The organism is Parachitinimonas caeni (assembly GCF_030129945.1).
Classification (GTDB): domain Bacteria; phylum Pseudomonadota; class Gammaproteobacteria; order Burkholderiales; family Chitinimonadaceae; genus Parachitinimonas; species Parachitinimonas caeni.
The window spans coordinates 1-1,998 of the sequence record NZ_JARRAF010000111.1 but is presented as its reverse complement, the minus strand read 5'-3'; the positions used below and the strand labels follow the sequence as shown (position 1 = coordinate 1,998).

Genomic DNA, 1,998 nt, shown 5'->3' with positions numbered 1-1,998 from the left:
TTAACAACCTGTTTCGTTGTCGCCGCCATTTGCTCAGTCGGGTCGATTACCGCGCTGCGCGTGAAAAGGTTTTCTTCACGTGGCAGATCATTACCAACGCCCTTGCTGCGGCCTGAATTGGGGGAGCGGTGCGATTGGCGCAACTTTTACGCACCATTATATGACAATGGCAATTTGGCTAAATTAAGTTGTCAATACCCTTTCAGCAACAAATCAATCTCTTAAATAATAGTGTTGCACTTCAGAGTTGAAATCGCCCATCTATATAGGTTTTAGAAAAGCCACTTCCATCGGGCATGGGTATTCTCCCATCAAATCGGATAACCATTTCTCCTTTAGGATCTGAATTAGGATAGCGTATGCCATGTGCGACCGAAGCGCCATCTGCTGTTTTCATTGCACCAATTGTACCGTCCTGAAAAGCAATCTGCTCCTTGGTGCCGCTTGTTTTTTCCTTGATTAAAACCTCACCGACATGCGGTGGCGGCAATTTAGAAACAGCTTGAGAGCTGCTATAAACAGGTGTATTTGGGCTTGGAAGTAGCCCAAGATTATGCAGACGTTCATCTAGAAAATGAACACCTTCTTCTCCACAATTAGTATTGTGTACCCATATACTCTCATCTCCAACGTAATAAGTATGAAATCCATCTACTTCCAGGTTAAATACTTTTGATTTAAAGCTGGTGTTAAAGTGAGCATCAATATCGATACCTTCTATTTTTTTTCCAGAAACAATATCTGGTACGCGAGATTGTGCGACGTCGTCATCGCTTGATATGACCCCATTTCTAATATCGACAGCTGGCCCGCCATAGCTACTGTTAAAAAAATAATCCCAGGCCCAGCCCACCCCGTCAATTTCTGTATTAAATAATTTTAGTACTCTAAATACACCTGCGGCACGTCCGTCGCTTGATTTAAGTATATCTCCCAGTTTTAATTTCTCTGCGGCTGTCCAGCCTATACCCTCCACCCAGAATGGATGGTTTCCAGTGCAAACAATGCTACACATAGAATCTTTTCCATATTGTACTAACCATAGTTCTTTATCATCATGTTCAAACGTATTCACCACTGGCCGATAATCCAATTCCCCGCCATCTTCCGGCTGCGATAAAACCAGATCACCGACTTTGATTTGTTCGATCGGCACTGGGCCATTCTTGGTCCATACGGGCGTACCGGCCACAAAGCAGCCGCCGGGTTGAGTCACCCGGCGCAATTGAGTGACTTCATGGGTGGCATCGGCAATGATTTTGTTGAACAGGCAATCGCCCGAGCGGGCGGCGGCTTCCTTTTGCACGATTTCATCAAAATGCCGGATCGAATCGGTGATGCTCAATTGTGCAGCGGCAAACGAGTTGTCCATGGCATTGCGGGAGGCAATTTTGAAGCTGTTGTCCAGGCTCACTGCCTGAAATGCCCGCTCCTGCGCACTGGCATGTGGGTCAATCCAGTTACCGATTTGCCGCTTTTGTTCACGCAACCACAAGAATGCTTCTTCAGAGTTCATAGATCCTTCTTTCGGTAAGGTGATTCGGTTCCCGCTGGGGGTGGTGAGTACGCCGCCAGCGCTGCGATAGATGCTGGTGCCGGCCGTATTGGCCAGTGAGCTGGAAAGTTCCGCTGACACCCGCGCCCCCGTGGCCGACACGATGCGGACCGGTAAGGCATTGGCGTGGCTGGGGGCACTCCAGTGAACTTTACTGTAGCCCTTGGGGATGCGGCCCAATGTATTGCCGATAAACGAGAGCCCAGCGCCAAAGGCTGTGCCGGTGGTGAGTTCGGACACTGACAGACTGGCAGTGCCGGTTTGCCCATCGGTCAGGTAATAGCTGCCTACTTTCCCTGCTTGGGCTTACACCCCCTTCATGGTATTTCCTTTCCAGTATTCAATCAGTTCAAAGTCGGTCAATCGCGGCGGGCTCAGGCGGAGACCTTCGGGAAGTCGATCTCGACGCGGCTGGCCTTGCCCAGGATGTTGGTCAACAGATT

General features: G+C 49.1%; 1 protein-coding gene. It reads right to left on the bottom strand.

Annotated features, from left to right (window positions below; translation table 11 throughout):
- Positions 1 to 241 precede the first annotated feature (241 nt).
- The gene (locus tag PZA18_RS23800) at positions 242 to 1,795 is read right to left on the bottom strand and encodes a polymorphic toxin-type HINT domain-containing protein (protein WP_284103385.1); all 1,554 of its coding nucleotides are present in this window, start codon (positions 1,793 to 1,795) and stop codon (positions 242 to 244) included.
- Between the last annotated feature and the right edge of the window lie 203 nt (positions 1,796 to 1,998).